At 70.7% G+C, this 14,476-nt stretch carries 14 protein-coding genes; 4 read left to right on the top strand and 10 right to left on the bottom strand.

Going from position 1 to position 14,476, the window contains the following annotated elements:
• From D7X55_RS22460 to D7X55_RS22420, 9 genes are all read right to left on the bottom strand, one after another.
• Positions 1–325, bottom strand: a 325-nt coding sequence (locus D7X55_RS22460; protein WP_147470171.1) for a hypothetical protein, incomplete at its 3' end; no start/stop codon positions are given.
• On the bottom strand, positions 322–984 hold the full coding sequence (locus D7X55_RS22455) for a hypothetical protein (RefSeq protein WP_147470170.1): 663 nt from the start codon (positions 982–984) through the stop codon (positions 322–324). The genes D7X55_RS22455 and D7X55_RS22460, both read right to left, overlap by 4 nt.
• Positions 977–1,852: a hypothetical protein gene (locus tag D7X55_RS22450; protein ID WP_121724133.1), complete on the bottom strand. Its 876-nt coding sequence runs from the start codon at positions 1,850–1,852 to the stop codon at positions 977–979. The genes D7X55_RS22455 and D7X55_RS22450 overlap by 8 nt, the downstream gene beginning before the upstream one ends.
• 18 nt (positions 1,853–1,870) lie before the next feature.
• Positions 1,871–2,461, bottom strand: coding sequence for a hypothetical protein (locus tag D7X55_RS22445; RefSeq protein WP_199747077.1), 591 nt, complete (start codon positions 2,459–2,461; stop codon positions 1,871–1,873).
• An 18-nt stretch (positions 2,462–2,479) separates the two neighbouring features.
• On the bottom strand, positions 2,480–3,052 hold the full coding sequence (locus D7X55_RS22440; RefSeq protein ID WP_121724132.1) for a hypothetical protein: 573 nt from the start codon (positions 3,050–3,052) through the stop codon (positions 2,480–2,482).
• Between the two features lie 22 nt (positions 3,053–3,074).
• Positions 3,075–3,575: a hypothetical protein gene (locus D7X55_RS22435; RefSeq protein ID WP_199747075.1), complete on the bottom strand. Its 501-nt coding sequence runs from the start codon at positions 3,573–3,575 to the stop codon at positions 3,075–3,077.
• A gap of 9 nt (positions 3,576–3,584) precedes the next feature.
• Positions 3,585–5,681 carry an OmpA family protein gene (locus tag D7X55_RS22430; protein WP_121724131.1) on the bottom strand — a complete coding sequence of 699 codons (2,097 nt, stop codon included), beginning with the start codon at positions 5,679–5,681 and terminating at the stop codon, positions 3,585–3,587.
• 3 nt (positions 5,682–5,684) lie between these two features.
• Positions 5,685–6,233, bottom strand: a complete 549-nt coding sequence (locus D7X55_RS22425) for a peptidylprolyl isomerase (RefSeq protein WP_120551093.1) — start codon at positions 6,231–6,233, stop codon at positions 5,685–5,687.
• Positions 6,230–7,312, bottom strand: a complete 1,083-nt coding sequence (locus D7X55_RS22420; RefSeq protein ID WP_120551094.1) for a hypothetical protein — start codon at positions 7,310–7,312, stop codon at positions 6,230–6,232. Before D7X55_RS22420 ends, D7X55_RS22425 begins: the two co-directional genes overlap by 4 nt.
• Positions 7,313–7,560: 248 nt before the next feature.
• Between D7X55_RS22420 and D7X55_RS22415 the strand changes: the two genes are divergently transcribed.
• The 4 genes from D7X55_RS22415 to D7X55_RS22400 all read left to right on the top strand — a co-directional run bounded on the left by D7X55_RS22415 (position 7,561) and on the right by D7X55_RS22400 (position 11,672).
• Positions 7,561–8,193, top strand: coding sequence for a DUF4142 domain-containing protein (locus D7X55_RS22415; RefSeq protein ID WP_120551095.1), 633 nt, complete (start codon positions 7,561–7,563; stop codon positions 8,191–8,193).
• Between the two features lie 149 nt (positions 8,194–8,342).
• The gene (locus D7X55_RS22410) at positions 8,343–9,947 is read left to right on the top strand and encodes a serine/threonine-protein kinase (RefSeq protein WP_121724130.1); all 1,605 of its coding nucleotides are present in this window, start codon (positions 8,343–8,345) and stop codon (positions 9,945–9,947) included.
• 60 nt (positions 9,948–10,007) lie between these two features.
• On the top strand, positions 10,008–10,838 hold the full coding sequence (locus D7X55_RS22405) for a hypothetical protein (protein WP_147468359.1): 831 nt from the start codon (positions 10,008–10,010) through the stop codon (positions 10,836–10,838).
• An 18-nt stretch (positions 10,839–10,856) separates the two neighbouring features.
• The gene (locus tag D7X55_RS22400; RefSeq protein WP_233609996.1) at positions 10,857–11,672 is read left to right on the top strand and encodes a hypothetical protein; all 816 of its coding nucleotides are present in this window, start codon (positions 10,857–10,859) and stop codon (positions 11,670–11,672) included.
• A gap of 31 nt (positions 11,673–11,703) precedes the next feature.
• On the opposite strand, the gene D7X55_RS22395 is transcribed toward D7X55_RS22400, so the two are convergent.
• Positions 11,704–14,469 (bottom strand): bifunctional acetate--CoA ligase family protein/GNAT family N-acetyltransferase, encoded by a 2,766-nt coding sequence (locus tag D7X55_RS22395; RefSeq protein WP_121724135.1) that lies wholly within the window; start codon positions 14,467–14,469, stop codon positions 11,704–11,706.
• Between the last annotated feature and the right edge of the window lie 7 nt (positions 14,470–14,476).

Raw genomic sequence — 14,476 nt, 5'->3', positions numbered from 1 at the left:
CCTTGGTGGGCTCCTTCGAAGGCTCCACCGCCATGGAGGACACCGCGCGGACGCCCTGCTTCGCGGGCTCCAGGACGACCATCGTCCCGTAGTCGATGAGGGTGCTGCTCATCTTCACCGGGAAGGTGGCCACCCCGGCGGAGTCCAATCGAAGATGGGAGCCGAAGGTGGCGCTGCTGACCTCCATCTCCAGCACGCCCTCCTCGTTCGTCACGCCGGTGTCGCGCGGCTCGAAGGTGCCCGCCTTCGCCGGGACCCACCACGCCACCTTCATGCCCGCCACGGGGACTCCCGTGGCCTTGTGGAACACGGCCCGGACCTTCATCGGGGCACCTCACAGGACAGCGCCAGCGTCCGCGACGCGGCATCCACGGTGAGCGCCAGGAAGCGGGCCCGCTCGCCGGCCGCCACGCGCAGCGTCGTGCGCGCATCTCCCGCCGCGTCCGTCCTCACCACCGCGAGCACCACGTCCGTACCGGCCAGCGGCGCCACGCCGGACAGCGTCTGCGTGGTCCTCCGGTCCAGGTTGAACTCCACCTCCACGCCCGGCAGGGCCTCGCCCGCGGCGTTGCGCACGCGCACCACCACGCCGGGCACGCCTCCGTCGCCCATGACGCAGCGGGCGTCGAGCACCACCGGAGGCAGGCCCTCGTTGGCGGGCACCGCGACGAAGCTGCCGCGGATCACGCTGACGACCTCTGTCTTTGTCTGCGAGGAGGCCACGTCCGCCAGCCGCACGGGCCGCATCTTCAGGGCCTTCGCGTTGGTCACCTGACCGGTGGTGGTGGACGTCTCCACCCGCAGGTCCATCCGCAGCTCGAACTCCAGCTTCGGCACGTAGTAGGTGAACTGGCGGCCGGGCGCGCCCGCCGCGGAGATGCCCCCCAGCTCCTGCTGGGCCTTCGCCAGGCCGTCGGCCAGCTCGAGCAGGTACTCGTCCAGCGTGCCGAACAACTCCTGAGCCTGCTGTGTCGTGTCACTCATCCCGCGCTCCCTGGCGTCCGCGTTCCCGCCGCGCGTCACGTGCCGTGTCGCGCGCGTCCATGTCGTCCATGCCCATGCCGGCGCGCTCCAGCTCCATGTCCATCCGCTGCTCCATGGACTCCATGTCCATGCCGGCCATCGCCAGCCCGCGCATCATCCGGGCCTCGGCGTCCATGCCCCGAAGCTCGCGCGCCCCGGCCACCATCTTCCCGACGTGAAGCCCACCGCGAGCGCCCGGGGAGGGCAGCGTCAGGTCCATCACCCGAGGCATCGGCTTGCGAGCCACCGAGCGCGCCTCCTGCGCCACGTCCGCCAGCCGCCGGGTCGCCGCCCCCAGCTCCCCCAGCTTCATGCGGCCCGGAGACTCCAGGACGCGCTCCGCCAGCCGCACCGCGAGCTTCGCGCGCTCACGGGCCTTGCGCGCCCACTGCTGGCGCAGCGTCTGCTGTTTCTGCTGCTTGCGCCGGGCTGCCTTCCCTGTCTCCAGGCGCTCCCGGCGCAGCTCCTCCACCCGCTCGGCCTCCTCGGCTTCCGTGCGGCGCCGGGCGTACAGCTTCTGCTCCAGCAGCCGCCGCGCGGTGTCCCGTTCGTGCTGCTTGCGCTCCGCGATGCGCGACTGGGGCGTGTGCTGGACGACGGGGAACTGCTTCGCCAGCCGCTCGTCCACGGGCGCCTCCTGCACGCCGCTCAGCGCCTTCATCGTGTCTTCGAGCTGCTGGCGCTCCTTCAGCAGCGCCGCCAGCTCCGGGTCGCTGGCGGCCACCTGCTCCAGCGAGGGCACGGACGCCGCGGCGCTCGCGCCCGAGACGGGCTTGGATGCGGCGGAGTCCTCCTCCTCGAGCAGATCTTCCCAGCGGACGTGTGACATGCGCGGCGTCCCTCTTCGTCAGGTGACGTTGCCCACGGCGGCGTCGATCTTCCCGCCCACGGCCTCGCCCTCCGCCGTGCCCTTGAGGCTCTTGGCGATCTCCGCGCAGATCTGCTGGAGCGCCGCCGGCGGGGGGATGGGCACCAGCTTGGTGCGGATGAGGCTCGAGCCCTCGGCGGAATAGCTGTACTTCTGCGAGTGCTTCGCCGTGACGGTGGTGACGTGGCTCTTGTGGCCCTTCACCAGCGTGGTGAGGATGCCCTTGTCACGGTCCACCTTGCGGTCCCGCGTCCGGGTCTCGTCCTCGGTCGACTCGTGCAGGGAGATCTCCATCTTCACTTCGATGATGGTCTCCACGAACTGGTAGAACGTGGGCGTGAAGCCGAGCAGGAGCAGCGGATACTCGGTGGTCCCCAGCTTCACGAAGCCGGCCCCGTCGCGCACGGCGTTGCCGCTGTCGTCGATGCGGTAGCCCGCCATGAGCTGGGCGATCTTCAGCGACGCGCTGTCCAGCGCGTACTGGGCATCCGCGATGGCGTTGCCCAGGTTGCGGACCATCTCCCCGAAGGGGACGTTGAGCAGATCCTGACCAATGGATTGGGTGGGCATGGTGCGCGCGCTCCCGGGCTACTTCGCGGTGGGGGTGGTGCCGGACTTCGCAGCGATGAGCGCGCGCACCCGCTCCTCGAAGAGGGCCGGCGGTGGCACGGGCACCAGCTTGGTGCGCAGCAGGCTGGCGCCCTCCACGCTGTAGTCGTACTTGCGCGTGTAGCTGGCATCCACCGTCGTCACCACGGCCTGGGTCGTGCCCGCACGCTTGAAGAGGCGCAGCCCACCGGCCGTTTTGGTAGTGCTCTGCGTCGCCACCTTGCTCTCCGTGCTCTCCGTCATCTTGATGGCGATCTTCACCTCGATGATGGTGTCCACGAACTGGTAGAAGTTCGGCGCGAAGCCCAGCTCCATCATGGACGCGGGGGTGCCCGCGAAGGACACCTTGGTGTCCACCCGGATGGGCTTGCCGGAGCCGTCGAGCTGGAGGTTGCCCTCGGCATCCCGCAGCAGTGCTTCGCCGCTCATCATCTCCGCGACGAGCATCCCGCTCTTGTCGAGCTCGAGCTGCGCCTCGGCGATGGCGGTCGCCATCTCACGGATCATGTCCCCCATGGGGACGTTCAGCAGTTCCTGACCGACGTTGGGCATGGTGTCCGGGTCCTTGCGCGCTTCAGGCGGAAGTGTTGGTGGAGGCGGTGACGGGCGGCTGGGCGGCGATCTCGTTGAGCAGCTGGTGCAGGCGGGCGGGCGGTGGCAGCGACACCAGCCGCGCGGCGATGGAGCTGGCGCCCTGGACCTCGAAGCCGTACTTGCGGCTGTACTCGGCGTTCACCGTCACGGAGAAGATGCCGGCCATGCCGCCCGTCGCGCCGCCGCCCACGGAGAACTCCGTGGACTCGCGGATGGTGAAGGTGAGCTTCGCCTCCAGCGTGGCCTCGGCGAAGGCGTAGAACGTGGGCGTGAAGCCGAGCCCGAGCAGGCTCCACAGCTGACCGTCGCCCAGGTCCACGGTGCGCTCGGTCATGCGCTTCGCGATGTCGAGCGAGTTGACGTCCAGCGCCTGCTGCGCGTCCGCCACCGCGCGCCCGAGCCTCTCGATGAGCTCGGGCAGCGGCGCATCCAGCACCGTCATCATCGCGCGCTGGCCCTGCGTGGTGTTGTTTCCGGGCATGGGGCCTCCTTACGGGTACCAGCGTTCGAGGTAGTCGCCGATGGCCTGGAGGAACTGGGGCGGCGCGGGCACGGCCACCATGCGGGCCTTGATGGTCGAGCTGCCGGACACGCTCAGCTCGTACTTCACGGCCAGGTGCGCATCCACGTTGAGGGCGCGCAGCTCGCGCTCGGAGCTCTCCTCGCGGTCCGCTGACGGCTTGCCGGCGATGCGGTTTCCCGACAGCAGGAAGGCGGCGGGGTTGCTGGTGCCCAGCATGGTGCCGGACGGGCCGGAGACGGTGACGATGCTGCCCGCGGACTGGGCCTGGAGCCCTGCGGCCAGCACGCCGGAGCTGGAGCCCTGCGTGATGGCGGCGGCCAGGTTGCGCGCCGTGTCCACGGACGTCACGCCCAGCGCGAACTGCCCTGGCTGCGGGGCGGCGCCGGCCTCCACCGCCACCAGCTGCACGTTGTCGATGACGACGGTGTCACGCGGCTGGGGCGAGGCCGGGGGACGGCCATCGCCGAAGCGGCGGGCCACGCGGATGGAGCCGGCGGCGGACAGGGCCGGCGCGGTGTGCGTGCGCGCGAACAGGGTGAACAGGGCGTGGTCACCAGTGCCGTACAGGTAGACGCGGTCACCGCGCGCGAAGGCGCCGAACGCGGTGTTGGCGTTGGCGTCGCGGATGGCGCGGGCCAGGTTGGCGGCGGTGGACTCGGCGGTGGCGCCCACCGCGAAGGTGGTGCCCTGGGCGGCGGTGCCCTGGGTGAAGTCCGTGCCGCGGAAGGTGACGACGGCCGTGGTGGGCGCGTTCGCCGCGGCGCGCGTGCGCGGGACGATGCGGGCCTCCCGGTCCGTCCCCGTGGGGTCGAAGGCGGCCGTGGCCGCGATGGTGCGGGCCACCAGCGCCGCGGGCACGCCGGTGAACTGGAAGACGACGCGCCGGTTGGCCGCCAGGTCGGAGCCGCTGAAGCTGACCGTCGCGCCCATGCCCCGGGCCTTGAGCCTGCTGGCCGGCACGCCCCGCGACGTCAGCGCACGCAGGACGAAGTCCGCGCGCTTCTGGGACAGGCGCTGGTTGTAGCCGGGGGCCGGCGGAGTGCGCAGGTCCGCCCAGCCCTCCAGCTCCAGCGAGGCGGACGGCGTCTCCAGCAACAGCGCGGCCACCGCGTCGAGGACGGCGGAGGGCTCGCGGTCCGTGCCGTGGGAGGTGGTGGGCACGTCGTGGACGTCGCTGTCGAAGTAGATGGCCCGGTTGCAGTCGGCGCCCGAGACGACGAGGAAGCCCGCCGGATCCACCTGCTGGCCGATGTCCGCCAGCGCCGCGCCCACCGTCGCCGCGGCGCTGGTGTAGCGCGTGCCGCTGGTGGCCGGCAGCAGCAGCGCGGGCGCGGGCGTCACGCCGCCCAGCCGCGCGATGACCAGGTTGTCGCCGGGCGCCGCCTGCGGCGAGGTCCGCACGGTGATGACCGAGCGGTCGATGGCGTAGAGGTCCGGGCGGTTGGTGCTGGCGGTGACGCCCGACTGCATCTCCCAGTCCATGAAGACGCCCTGCAGGTCCCCCGCGGACTGGTTGGTCCAGACGGAGTTGTCGCGCAGGGCCACGAGCAGCTCCTGCGCCGTCTCCCACAGCGTGTCCTGGCGGGTGACGGCCAGGCCCGTCGTGTTGGGGCCCACGCCGCCATCCAGCGCGTAGCTGGTGGTGCCCACCGTGAGGTGGCCCGCCGCGTTGGCCACCAAGGCCAGACAGGCGTACGGCGGAATGCCCTCGCCGTCCTGCACGGTGAGGGTGGCGCTGCCGCTGGCGGAGGACGTCTCGAGGCTGTACGCGCTCGATGCGTTCTCGTTGTCGTAGTTGAAGGTGGCGCCCGCGTCGATGGTGGTCGAGTAGTAGACGTTGAGGTTCACCTCCAGGTCGGCGTACTGGAAGTGGTAGAAGGCCGGCCGCAGCCCCAGCGACAGCAGGTTCTGCGTCATGCCGGGCAGGACGGTCCGCCCCATGCGCAGCGTCTGATCCACGCTGTTGGTGTCCAGCTTCTCCTGGGCCTCGGCGATGGCGAGCCCCATGTCCCGGATGAAATCGGAGATGTTGAGATCCGCGAGGATCTTCCCTGCTTTCGGCATGGTCTACCCCAGAGGTGAAGCAGCGGGAGGAAGTGCGACGGCGACTTCGGGACGAACAGTGTCGGGACGGACGACCCAGTAGGCGTGACGGTCCTGCTCCAGCGAGATGCGGCGCGCGTCCACGTGCAGCCCGGACCGCGCCCAGCCCAGCACCCGCTCCGACAGCGGGAGCCGCCCGGCACCGGCCAGCGCCACTGCGGACTCCAGCCGCGTGCGCGCCTCCGACAGGCGCCCCAGCTTCGCCAGCGCCAGCCCGTGCCGCTCGTGGTGCGCGGCCAGGTCCTGGACGGCCAGCTCCGTCGCGGGGGGCTGCTGCTGGTAGTGGGCCTCCACGCGCTGGCAGAAGGAGATGACGGCCTCGTGGGCCCCCGAGCGCTCCAGCGACTCGAGCACGCACCACGCATAGTGACGCTGGCAGACGTCGGAGCCGCCCTGGAGCGCGGCCAGCCGCAGCGCTTCGCGGTAATGGCGCAGCGCCTCGTCATGCCGGCCGGCCAGCGCGAGCACCTTGCCCTGCTCGGCCACGCGGAAGTGCAGCGCGAGGGCGCTCATTGCGGCACCAGGGCGGTGCGCGTGCCCCGCGCCCGCAGCTCCGCGACGAGCCAGCGTGCGCGCGTGTCCCCCACCGCGTGCGGGAAGGTATGCGGCAGCCGGGAGAGCGCGGTGCGCGTCTCGCTGGCGGAAAGCCCCAGCGCCGGGGACAGCACCTCCGCGGCCACGGCGGGATCCTTCGAGTCCTCCACCGTCACGCGGAAGCTGCGGAAGTTGATGAGCTGCACGGCCAGCTTCGCGCCCGCGGCCTCCAGGGGCGCGGTGCGCGCCACCACGTCCGCGCGCGACAGTCCCGTGTGCAGCACCACCGGCAGCCGCTTGAGCACCTTCGGCACCAGCGCCTGCGGCATGCCGGTCTCACGCACCAGCAACTCCGCGAAGCCGGCGTCGGCGGGGGCCTCCAGGAGGCTGACGTCGAAGCGCTGGAAGGCATGGTCCAGCAGCCGCACCCCACCCCGTGGGCCCAGCTCCTTCCACACGCGCTCCGCCTGCTCGTGCGAGAGGTCGCGGGCCACCAGCGGAGGCTCCCCCGGAGTCACGCCCTGGGCCTCGAGCACCGAGCGGACCACCGCGAGGCTGACCGCGTCCGTGGCGAAGACGTCATAGCGGGCCGTGGGCGGATGGCTGGCGTCCACCTCCGCCCCTAGCGGGGCGAAGCGCGCCTGGAGCGCGTCCACCGTGGCCTGGGAGACGGAGCCCAGCACCGTGGGCGGCGTGGCGCAGAGCGCCGCGGCGGCGTCCGCCAGGGGACAGCCCAGGACCAAGGCCAGCTCCGCGCACACCTCACGGAAGCGCCCGGCGTCGCGCGGGTACAGCGCCACGTCGTAGGTCCGCCCGGCGGGTGGAGGAAGGGGCGCGTCATCCGGCTCCACGACCACGCGAAGGCCGGCGTTGCCGAGCACCTCCGACAGCCCCCGGGCGAGCTCCGCCGGAAGGCCTCCCGCCAGCACCGCCGGAGCGCGGAACAGCCGCGCGGCAAGCTCCGCCGGAGGGAGCCCGAAGTGGGGCACCAGCGCGCGGACGATGCTCGCGGAGCCCTGGTGCAGCGACAGAACTGTGATCCGCTGGGCTACTGTCATCCGTGACAACGGAACAACAAAGATTGTTTCAGTGTCAACAATTCATGAAACATGGCTTGCGAATTTCAAAGTATGAGAAATGGCGCAACCCACTCCCGAAAGGCAGACATGGGGCCTGGAGCCATGCCCAGGCCCCCCTGCCTGCCCGGCCTGTGCACCCGGGCACACTGGCAACGGCTCAGGCGCGAATGGCCGCGGACGCAGCGGCTTCCCATCCTGCCTCCGCGACATTCATGGGGGGGTTCAACATGCGGACAGCGAAATTCTGGATGGGGACGCTGCTGGCGGGTGCGCTGGCGCTGGGGTACGGGTGTGGAAGCGACGCGAGCAAGGACCCGGTGCCGCAGGACGTGCCGCAGCAGCAGCTGCCGGACGCGGGCACCGACGCGGGCGTGAACCTGACGCTCACCGACGCGCAGATCGCCCGCGTCCTGCAGGTGGCCAACGAGGGCGAGGTGATGCTGGGGCAGTACGCCGCGCCGCTCGCCACGGACGAGGCCGTGCGGGACTTCAACAACCAGATGGTGACCGAGCACACCGCCGTGAAACAACGGCTGGACGCGCTGCTCGCGGCCGAGGGCATCACGCCCGAGGACAGCCCGCTGAGCCTCCAGCTGCAGACGGAGGTCCAGCAGCTGATGCTGATCCTCCAGGGGCCGGACGCACCGGCCAAGGGCGCCGCGCTCGACCTGGCGCTGATCAGCGCGCAGCTGAACGCGCACGCGCGCACCGCCTTCCTCGCGGACAGCCTGCTGTCGCCGCAAGTCTCCAGTGAGGCCCTGGCCCAGGAGGCCATGGCCGAGCGGCAGGCCGTGCAGCAGCACATCGACGAAGCCGAAGCCATCCAGTCGGACCTGGTGCTGCCGCCGGCCATGCCGTAGCGCGCGTCACTTTCCGTCGCGGGATAAAAATACAGCTCGGGCTCTCAGAACCTGAGAGCCCGAGCTGACTCAGACGACCCGTGAGGGGGGATTCGACCCAGGTGCTTTCCAATCGTGTCGGCCCGGTTTAGTAGGAATTTAAACCGCCGATGCAAAAGCCAACCGAACCGACCTCCGCGCAGAGCGAGCCGTTGACGACGGGCCGGGTCCTGCGCTCCACGTATGAGATTGGCACCGTGCTGGGCAGGGGAGGCATGGGCGCGGTGTTCCTCGCGCGCCACCTGCGCCTGCCGGGCAAGCAGGTCGCCATCAAGGTGCTGCACGGCGCGGAGGCGCTGTCGGAAGAGGTGGCGGTGCGCTTCCGGCGCGAGGCGGAGATCGCCTCCCGGCTGGGGCACCCGAACATCGTGGAGGTGCTGGACTTCGACACCCTGGAGGACGGCACGCCCTTCATGGTGATGGAGTACCTGCGCGGCGAGGGCCTGTCGCGCCGGCTGCGCAAGCAGAAGCAGCTGCCGCTGGAGGACGTCATCTCCATCTCGCGGCAGATGGGCGCGGCGCTCCAGGCGGCGCACCGCGCGGGCGTGGTGCACCGCGACCTGAAGCCGGGCAACGTGTTCCTGGTGCCCACGGAGGCGGGCGGCGTCGTGGGCGAGCGCGTGAAGCTGCTCGACTTCGGCATCTCCAAGCTCGTGGACGCACGCACGGTGATGACGCTGGACTCCGTGCTGATGGGGACGCCGCAGTACATGGCCCCCGAGCAGGCCATGGGCCACAACAGCAACGTGGACGCGCGCACGGACCTCTTCGCGTTCGGCTGCATCGTCTACGAGATGCTCGCCGGCCGGCCGCCCTACTCCGGCGACAACGTCGCGGAGCTCATCTACCAGATCGTCCACCTGGAGCCGCCGCCGCTCCTGTCGCTGGCCCCCGGGACGCCGCCGCACATGGTGACGGCCATCTCCCGCGCCATGGCGAAGAAGCCGGAGGACCGCTACCCGGACGTGGGCGCGTTCATCCTGGAGCTGACGGGCAGCCCGCTCCAGACGCTCTCGGAGGTGAAGCCGGAGCAGCGCTCGCGCCCCGTGAGCCCCACGGCCCCGTCGGCGCCGCGTCCGCCGGACCGCGAGGAGCACATCCCCACGGTGGGCATGCGCCCCCACGCTGGCCACGACACGCCTCCCCCGCCTTCCGGGCCCCAGACTGCGTCCCTGCCCGCGCAGCCGCTGGCCCCCTCCCGCGCGAAGTGGCCGGTGGCCGTGGCCGTGGGCCTGACGGTCATCATCGCGTTCGCGGTCGCCTTCTTCTGGAAGAGCCCGGCCGCCAATCCCCCGCCCGTCGCGGTCGTGACGCAGCCCGTGGAGGCGAAGAAGCCCGTGGAGCCGGAGCCCCAGACGCCGCCGGCGGATCCGCCAGTGGCTCCCGAGGAGCCCCAGCAGCCCGTGGCGGAGCCGCCCACGGTGACGACGAAGCCGAAGCCCCGGACCAGCGCCGCCGAGTCCATGCCGGACAGCGTGCGCGAGGACCTGGCGTCGGCGCAGAAGGCGCTGGACGCGTCGAACACGTCGGAAGCGCTGCGTCACATCCGGCGCAGCCAGCGCACGAAGATCACCGGCCTGTCCTTCTCCCTGCTCACCCGCGTGTACTGCCAGCAGCACGACCTGGCGAATGCGCGGGCGCAATGGACCCGGGTCCCGGCAACGGAACGTCCCAGGGTCCGACAATACTGTTCGCAGTACGATATCGACCTCTAGGGTCGTCCGGGCGCGCGGAAGCTCCAGAGCGGGGGCGCGTCCGCCATTCAAGGAGTCGTCGTGAGAGTCCTACTGGCAGTGGGCGTCGTGGCGCTGTCCCTGGGGTGTTCCCGGGGCGTGCGGCCCGACAGCGCGGTGGCGGGCACGAAGCCCGTCAGCGGCAAGGTGTATTCGAACGAGGCCGGCGAGCGGGTCACCCTCATCGGGCTGGAGCCCGGTGACTCGCACAAGGCGCTGGTGGCCTTCGACAACACGAAGAGCGAGCTGGACGGCCAGGTGCTGGTCGCGTCGGTGAACAGCGAGCGCGGCAAGACGCACTACTGGACCCAGTGGCGCGGCCGCAGCCAGCGCTTCGTCTCCGTGGAGAACCGGGGCGGCTACGAGGACCTCATCTTCAGCGACGTGAACCACACGGGCTACACGCACCTGAAGCCGGACACCGGCAAGACGGGCGCGCTGAAGGTGGAGAAGATCTTCGAGCGCTACCAGGACCTGGAAGGCGACAAGAAGTACCAGGGGATGCTCGTGTTCGACCGCAAGTTCTGGGCGAACCAGGCGGAGGTGCAGCTCGCGGAGGCCCTGGCGGAGACGAACAAGGCGTGCGGCTCCAAGCTGACGTCCACCGTGGCCTGGGACTCCATCACGGACGCGCAGATCAACGACATCTCCTTCGGCAGCTACTGCGTGGGCGCGCTGGAGTCGCTCCAGAAGCTGTGCGCGCGCTCGGACGAGGCGAAGCGCGCCGTCCAGGAGAAGCTCCAGACGGTGGAGTGCCGCATGGACGCGCAGCAGGCGCTGAAGCTGGAGGCGCGCAAGGTCATCTGGTCCGTGACGGAGCGCGACACGGTCCAGCCGGACGCGGCCACCACCTTCTTCACCGACAACCTCTAGAACGAAAGCCCACCGACAATGACACTTCGACGCATGGTCATCGCCCTGGGGCTCGTCCTGGCCCCGCAAGCCGCGCTCGCGATGGATCCGCCCTGGAAGCAGGAGCAGAAGCTGCGCGACCGCATGGTGCTGGAGTCCGCCCAGGTGTGCGCGGACGGCAAGGGCCACTACACGGTCCTCATCCCCCACACCCCCGAGCACGACGGCGAGCTGTACTACGGGGACGGCAAGACGTTCACGCAGGTGGCCCCCGTGGGCTACCCCGACAGCAAGGAGGGCATGTTCTTCGAGCCGCGCTTCTTCAACCCCAAGGCCAACGACAACTTCCGCGGCATGGACTACCGCGTCGTCTCCTATCTGCGGCTGAGCGACGACCTGAAGACGTGCACGCTCAGCTGCGGTGAGAAGAGCCTGCCGCAGCAGCCGGTGCCGGCGGATCAGGCCAAGGAGCTGCTGCGCAAGGCCACCTACCAGCCCAACCCGACGAAGTTCCAGCCGTACGCGCTGCTGCGCGACGACAAGGGCGTGTACTACCTGGTGGAGCGCGGCATCGGCGCGGACAACAAGAGCTTCCGCATCTTCACGGGCCAGCGCGGCCAGGTGAAGCAGCAGAAGATGCTCAACGTCGTCACCGACTCGCGGGGCGAGATCTTCTCCACGCAGGGCGGCGACCTGCGCCTCGTGGTGGACCGCGAGGAGCCGTCGTTCTGGGTGGTGAAGAGCAAGCGCCAGAAGCTGCGCGCGGTGCCGGTGAACGAGAACCTGCCGTTCATCTACAACGAGCTGGGCGTCTACACGGGCGCGCGGCTGGGCACGCCCTGCGACGACGTGTAGTGCCGTAGGGCCGTACGGGCCCCGGGCACGGTCAGCCGTTGAGCACCTTCACGGCCTTCACCATGTCCGGGGCCAGCTCCTCGTGTTCCAGGAGCGTGAACCCCAGCTTCTTGCTGACGGCCTGCATGCCGCGGTTGCGCGTGAGGATGTCCGCGACGATGCGGCGCAGGCCCCAGTCCCTGCCAATCTCCACCAGCCGCCGCAAGAGCTCCGTGCCCAGGCCCAGCCGCTGCGCGGGGTCGCTCACGGTGATGGCGAACTCCGCGTCCTTCGTGCCGCGCAGGCGCGTGAGCCGGCCCACCGCGAGAATCTCTCCCCCACCCTTCCCGTCCGGTGACGGCCGCTCGGCGACGAGCGCCATCTCCCGCGCGTAGTCGTTGAAGCAGATGCGCGCCAGGCGCTCGTGGGCCACGCGCTGGCTGAGCTTCATCAGGCCCGCGTAGCGCATGAACACCGTCTGTTCGGACAGGGCCTGGTGGAAGCGGCCCATGGCGGGCTCGTCCTCCGGGCGGATGGGGCGCACGAGCAGCTGCTCACCGTTCTTCAGCGTGAGCAGCTTCGCGTACTGGTGCGGATACGGCTCGATGGCGAGCTTCGGCAGCGACGCGGCGCTGACGTCCGGCGGGTGCAGCACCACGCGCGCGTCCAGCGCGATGATGCGATCCCCGGAGACGAGCAGCGGGTTGATGTCCAGCTCGCGGATGAGGGGCTGCTCCACCACCAGCTGGCTGAAGCGCACCATCAGCCGCTCCAGCGCGGCCAGGTCCACGGGGGCCCGGCCGCGCACGCCCTTCAACGCATGGTGGATGCGCGTGCGCTCCATCATCCGGCGCGCCAGCGTGGTGGTGAGGGGCGGCAGGCCCAGGGCCCGGTCCTGCATCACCTCCACCAGCGTGCCGCCCGCGCCAAAGAGCAGCACCGGCCCGAACTGCGCGTCCAGGCTGCTGCCCAGAATCAATTCGTAGCCGTCCAGCTTCGCCATGGGCTGCACGGTGACGCCCTGGAACGCGCCGGACAGGCCGAGCCCGGTGAGCGCGTCGCGGATGGCGCGGAACGCTTCGCGCACGTGCGCCTCGTCACGCAGGTCCAGCTTCACGCCGCCCACGTCCGTCTTGTGCGTCACCGTGAGCGAGTTCAGCTTGAGCACCACGGGGAAGCCCAGTGCGCGGGCCTTCTCCACGGCCTCGTCCTCGGACGTGGCCAGCCACGTCTCCACGGTGGGGATGCCGTAGGCGGCCAGCAGGCGCTTGGACTCGAACTCGGACAACAGGGTGCGGCCGGAGGCGCGCGCTTCATCCACCAGCGCGCGCGCCACGTCGCTGCCTCCGGAGGGCTCCTCCGCCAGCGTGGGCGTTTCGTAGAGCCCGGCGATGTTGTCCGAGTACCGCCACATGTAGTTGAAGATGCGGGCCGCGGTGTCCGGGTAGCCGAAGGTCGGGATGCCCGCGTCGTTGAGGATGCGCTCGCCGGCGGCGACCTCCGAGCCGCCCATCCAGCTCGCGAGCACGGGCTTGCCGGGCAGCTTCGCGTAGCCCTTGAGGCGGTCCGCCGTCTTGGTGGGCTCCGTCATGTCCTGCGGCGTGAGGATGACGAGCAGGCCGTCGCTGTTGGGGTCCGCTCCGGTGGTCTCCAGGGCCTTCGCGTAGCGCTCCGCGTCCGCGTCTCCCAGGATGTCCACCGGGTTGGCGTGGCTCCACGGCGCCGGCAGGAAGCCGTCCAGCTGCTTGCGGGTGTCGTCGGACAGCACGGCCAGCTCGCCGCCGCCGGACACGAGCGCGTCCGTGGCGAGCACCGCGGGGCCGCCCGCGTTGGTGAGCAGCGTGAGCCTGCGGCCGGAGGGCCGGGGCTGGCGGGCCAGCACCTCCGCCATGTGGAACAGGTCCTCGATGGAGTCCACGCGCAGCACGCCCGCGCGGCGGAAGGCGGCGGAGAGCACTTCATCGCTGCCCGCGAGCGTGCCGGTGTGGGACGCGGCGGCCTGCGCGGCCTGCGCGGTGCGGCCGGCCTTGATGACGATGATGGGCTTGGTGAGGGCCACCTCGCGCGCGGCGGACAGGAAGGCGCGCGCGTCGCCGATGGACTCCATGTACAGCAGGATGGAGCGCGTCATCGGATCATCCGCGAGGAAGTCGATGAGGTCTCCCCAGCCCACGTCCAGCATGGAGCCCACGGAGACGAACGCGCTGAAGCCCACGGCCTCGCGCAGGCTCCAGTCCAGGATGGACGTGAGCAGCGCGCCGGACTGGCTGATGAAGGCCACGTTGCCGGGGCGGGCCATGCCCTTGGCGAAGGTGGCGTTGAAGCCGCTCGTGGGGCGCATCACGCCCAGGCAGTTGGGGCCGATGATGCGCAGGTTCGCGGCCTGGGCGATTTGAAGCACCTCCTGCTCCAGCCTCGCGCCCTCCGGGCCCGTCTCCTTGAAGCCGGCGGAGATGATGATGGCGCCCTTGACGCCGACCTCCGCGCACTCGCGGATGATGGCCGGCACGGACTTCGCGGGCGTGACGATGACGGCCAGGTCCACGGGCTCCGGCAGCGCGCGCAGGGAGGGCCACGCCTTGATGCCCAGGACGTTGGGGCGCTGCGGGTTCACCGGGTAGACGGTGCCGCCGAACGGGCTGCTGATGAGGTTCCAGAGGACGGTGCGGCCCACGCTGCCCGGGCGCTCGCTCGCCCCCACCACCGCGACGCTGCGGGGGGAGAAGATGACCTCCAGCGGCTGACGGGTCCGCTGATGGAGCAGGTCGATGGAGGGGTCCGTCCGGGCCGGGGGCGTGGCGGGGCGCTGCTCGTCCATGGTGCGC

The sequence above is a fragment of the Corallococcus sp. AB049A genome, assembly GCF_003668885.1.
Lineage (GTDB): Bacteria > Myxococcota > Myxococcia > Myxococcales > Myxococcaceae > Corallococcus > Corallococcus interemptor.
Note: the sequence above shows the minus strand (reverse complement) of the source record. Positions and strands in the feature narration are given on the sequence as shown.

Bases quoted from the DNA above. Each gene is read 5' to 3' on its own strand.
- D7X55_RS22400 (WP_233609996.1), top strand. From the start codon at position 10,857: ATGACACTTCGACGCATGGTCATCGCCCTGGGGCTCGTCCTGGCCCCG.
- D7X55_RS22420 (WP_120551094.1), bottom strand. From the start codon at position 7,312: ATGACAGTAGCCCAGCGGATCACAGTTCTGTCGCTGCACCAGGGCTCC.
- D7X55_RS22415 (WP_120551095.1), top strand. From the start codon at position 7,561: ATGCGGACAGCGAAATTCTGGATGGGGACGCTGCTGGCGGGTGCGCTG.
- D7X55_RS22425 (WP_120551093.1), bottom strand. From the start codon at position 6,233: ATGAGCGCCCTCGCGCTGCACTTCCGCGTGGCCGAGCAGGGCAAGGTG.
- D7X55_RS22440 (WP_121724132.1), bottom strand. From the start codon at position 3,052: ATGCCCAACGTCGGTCAGGAACTGCTGAACGTCCCCATGGGGGACATG.
- D7X55_RS22445 (WP_199747077.1), bottom strand. From the start codon at position 2,461: ATGCCCACCCAATCCATTGGTCAGGATCTGCTCAACGTCCCCTTCGGG.
- D7X55_RS22450 (WP_121724133.1), bottom strand. From the start codon at position 1,852: ATGTCACACGTCCGCTGGGAAGATCTGCTCGAGGAGGAGGACTCCGCC.
- D7X55_RS22430 (WP_121724131.1), bottom strand. From the start codon at position 5,681: ATGCCGAAAGCAGGGAAGATCCTCGCGGATCTCAACATCTCCGATTTC.
- D7X55_RS22435 (WP_199747075.1), bottom strand. From the start codon at position 3,575: ATGCCCGGAAACAACACCACGCAGGGCCAGCGCGCGATGATGACGGTG.
- D7X55_RS22395 (WP_121724135.1), bottom strand. From the start codon at position 14,469: ATGGACGAGCAGCGCCCCGCCACGCCCCCGGCCCGGACGGACCCCTCC.
- D7X55_RS22410 (WP_121724130.1), top strand. From the start codon at position 8,343: ATGCAAAAGCCAACCGAACCGACCTCCGCGCAGAGCGAGCCGTTGACG.
- D7X55_RS22455 (WP_147470170.1), bottom strand. From the start codon at position 984: ATGAGTGACACGACACAGCAGGCTCAGGAGTTGTTCGGCACGCTGGAC.